Annotated in this window: 4 protein-coding genes; 2 read left to right on the forward strand and 2 right to left on the reverse strand. The window is 67.4% G+C overall.

Going from position 1 to position 3,353, the window contains the following annotated elements; genetic code table 11:
- Window positions 1-509, forward strand: a 509-nt coding sequence (locus MJ783_RS22855; protein ID WP_239313881.1) for a hypothetical protein, incomplete at its 5' end; no start/stop codon positions are given.
- Between the two features lie 6 nt (window positions 510-515).
- Complete coding sequence (locus tag MJ783_RS22860) at window positions 516-1,271, forward strand: lytic transglycosylase domain-containing protein (RefSeq protein WP_239313883.1); 756 nt, start codon at window positions 516-518, stop codon at window positions 1,269-1,271.
- 180 nt (window positions 1,272-1,451) lie between these two features.
- Here MJ783_RS22860 and MJ783_RS22865 read toward each other — a convergent pair whose 3' ends face one another.
- Window positions 1,452-2,012, reverse strand: a complete 561-nt coding sequence (locus MJ783_RS22865; RefSeq protein WP_239313885.1) for a hypothetical protein — start codon at window positions 2,010-2,012, stop codon at window positions 1,452-1,454.
- Window positions 2,012-2,668 (reverse strand): VOC family protein, encoded by a 657-nt coding sequence (locus MJ783_RS22870; RefSeq protein ID WP_239313887.1) that lies wholly within the window; start codon window positions 2,666-2,668, stop codon window positions 2,012-2,014. Before MJ783_RS22870 ends, MJ783_RS22865 begins: the two co-directional genes overlap by 1 nt.
- Between the last annotated feature and the right edge of the window lie 685 nt (window positions 2,669-3,353).

The raw sequence follows: 3,353 nt of genomic DNA on the forward strand, positions 1-3,353 counted from the left end.
CGTGGCTTTTACATGTTTTTTTGCTGCCCGTAGTGGTCGGCTGCGGTGGTGGAACCGGCCGCGCGCCCGCCCCGGCCGTGTTCCCGGCTGCGACAGCGGCGCGCACCCCGCCGTCGCAGCCCCGAGGAGATCCCGCGGCTGTGTGCGCGGCGTTCGCCACCACAATCCACACCGTCGACACCGCCATCGACGCTGGGCCCGGAGCCGCCTACTACCGGGCCCGCCCCTACGTCACCGCCCGCCTGTCCCAGCCGATCAACGGTGTTGACGTCGACGCCCGCTGGGCGCAGTGGGCCGCTCACCGCGCCGCCACCACCGTCACCGCCACGGTGCTGGCCGCCGAAGCGCCCCCCGACAGCCTGGTCGACGCGCACCGGGCGGTCCGGGTCACCGTCACCCCCCGCGGTGTCGACGGCTGGACCGGCCCGACCCAGACCCGGATCGTGTTCTGCCAGCTGGCCGCCGACAGCGGCGGGTGGCGGGTCGACTCCTACACCACCAGCGGCTGACCACCGATGCCTGGCCGTGCCCTCACCCTGATCGCCGCCGGTGCGGCCGCCGTCCTGGTCGGCCTGCCGCTGGCGCTCCTGCTCGCCGTCACCGTCCTGCACGACCGCACCGACACCCCGGCCGCCACCGCTGGCGGTCCGCTGCGCGCCGCCGCCGTCCCCGCACCCTACCAGGACTGGATCATCGTGGCCGGTGCTGGTGACGACCGCTGTCCCCCGCTCAGCCCGGCGCTGCTCGCCGCCCAACTCGCCCAGGAGTCCGGTTTCAACCCGCGCGCGGTCTCCGCCGTGGGCGCGCAGGGTATCGCCCAGTTCATGCCCGGTACCTGGCCGACGTGGGCTGTCGACGCCGACGGCAACGGCACGGCCAGCCCGTTCGACCCCGCCGACGCGATCATCGCCCAGGGCCGGTTCATGTGCGCGCTGCTCGCCGACACCGCCGACGGGATCGCCGACGGCAGCCTCACCGGTGACCCCGTCAGCCTCGCGCTGGCCGCCTACAACTGCGGGCTCGGCTGCGTGCGCGCCGCCGGCGGCCTCCCCGCTACCCCGCAGACGTCATCCAACGTCTCGGCGAGCCTGGAGAGATCGACCCGTACCGGCGCAGCCGCGGCTGGGTCAGGGGGTGCGTATGGATTCGCCACAAGCGGGCCGAGTCCGAGCGCTGCGACCTCCGCCGGGTCCAGTACCTCCCGCAACGCCCGCCGCGCCGTCGCGAGCCGCGTTGCCGCCTGGTCTGATTGCGCCGCCTGGCCGATCTGATGCCGCTGGCGTCGGATGAACCACTCGACGATCTGCGGGGCGAGCATCAGCGCATTCGTCACATCCCCGATGGCCTGCGCGAGCTGATCGATGAGCTCGCGCAGGCCATCGGAGATCGGATCGGTGTTCGGACCCCCGTCCTGCTGCGATGCCATGCGGCCCCTTTCTGTGCTGTGACGGTCAGCGGCCCGGACTACGGGCAGGCGCAGAGGCGACACCCGGCCGGGCAGACGGTGAGGGCACCGCGGTGCCCTCACCTGGGAGAGGCAGGGACGGGAACGCCACACCCCGCGGACTGCCACCCCGCGGGGTGCCGGCCGTCGCGGTGGTCTTTTGTTGCAGTTCGGCGAGCCGGTGTGGGACATCCTGAGCAAGTGGCGCTGCGGCGTCGTCGGCCCGTGAGTAGACAACTTCGTTGGTTCGCCGGCTGTAGATCGTAATCGATCCTGTTGGGCTGATTTCTATCCTGTTTCCCTTCGTGAGAGCGATAAGGCCACCATCGGGAGCGCACCTGATGAAGTCCTCGCGTGGTGGGTACATCCGGCCGTCGAATTTCAGATCTGGATTCGGGTTCTTCGGTACACCGCTGAACTCGTCTTCAACCGCCTCCAGCGTAGCGTTTAACTGCGCCAACGCCTCGTAGGCGCTGGTCGCTGGAGGCAGCTCGTTCAGCCTGTGGTACATAATGGCCAGCCGTTCCGGTAAGGAGAGCGGTCCTGGCTCTTCCTGCTCCTCGCTCATCACTGTCCCGCGTCCGCGGTCCGAAGTACATCTCGGATAACAGCCAATGCTTCCTCAGCTGAGGAGACGACCTTCTCATGACCGGTGAATCCCTGCTCCTGCAGCGGATCAACGGACACTCCCCATTCGGCATCACCTGGTTTCCCTGCGATAGATGCGTGGTGTCCGTCAACGCGGATGTCGATGACGACCGCTCCGGACGGGAAGGATTCTACGGTCGCTGCCACGTCCTTCCCGATAATCGATGTGGCCAGTGCCGTGTAGATCATTATTGCCGGCTCCGTCCTCTCCGCCACATGGATGTCGATGGTGCGTCCCTCAGGGTCGCGAAGAACGTGATTGCCAGGTTCCAGGGGCAGATCGAAGTCGCTATGGTAGATGGTAAGGCCAATGCGGATTCGTCCGGTCACTTCCCGGCCACCTGCAGGATATAGTTCGAGGACCGCCCCACCGGCCAATGTGGCCGCATAGTGTTCAGGACCGGAGCCGTGGCGTTCCCGCTCGAATACCAGGCCCAGCGTTCGGTAGAATTCGCGGCAGGCAGACACGTCAGAACAGTAGAGAACGATGAGGTTGATCTGCGTTTCTGTCATCTCCGCATTGTATACATATCTGATCTGGATAGTTGCGGAGGGGAAGGATTTACGGTAAAGCACCGAGGCGCGTCCCGGCAGGGGCCGAAGCGGTGTACCGCGGGGACGATGAAACGGTGGTAGCTTACCGTGATTCCGCAGCGGCAGATGCGGTCGCGGCGATTATGCGCATCCCGACGAACGTAGTGAGGTCGACCTGGTCGTGTATGGCGGCAGGTCGCACTCCTTGCGCGCGCCGATCTGGCAGCGGGGAGAGCTGTGGGCGAAGCGGGCTCGAGCCCCGGGCGGGCCAGTCCAGCCAGCGGACCGGGTCGCCAGGACGGGCATCCATTCGGTAGGCGCCCTGCCAGACCAGTCAGTTCTTCGACGAGATCACCGCAGCGCTGGCGCCGTGTTCGTTGTCTGGCGACCTCCTTTGTTGACCATGGTGTAAGTGCCGAAGGGCTGCCCTGGTCATCGCGCCTGGGGCGGGCGGCGTGTGCGCTGCCGATGTCAATCAGTTCCACGCTGCTGCTTCCCGCCTGCTCGGCGCTCAGATCGGCGGCTATGATCATGACTGGAACGGACTCAAGTTACCGGCAAGTACGGAAACTCGGGCTAGCCAACGGCTTCGCCTCCTGCGGCGACCCGGCCGCGCTGCAGACGATCTGCGACCAGCTCAGCCCCGGTGGCTGGGAAGGCTGAGATCGACGCTGCACGCCGCATCGCGGTCGCGGTCTTGCCCACCGCCTTCGGCCCATGGATCGAC

Source organism: Protofrankia sp. Cj3 (genome assembly GCF_917627355.1).
In the GTDB taxonomy this organism is placed as follows: Bacteria; Actinomycetota; Actinomycetes; order Frankiales; family Frankiaceae; genus Protofrankia.

Coding starts and splice junctions, on each gene's coding strand:
- MJ783_RS22860 (WP_239313883.1), top strand. CDS start 516: ATGCCTGGCCGTGCCCTCACCCTGATCGCCGCCGGTGCGGCCGCCGTC.
- MJ783_RS22865 (WP_239313885.1), bottom strand. CDS start 2,012: ATGAGCGAGGAGCAGGAAGAGCCAGGACCGCTCTCCTTACCGGAACGG.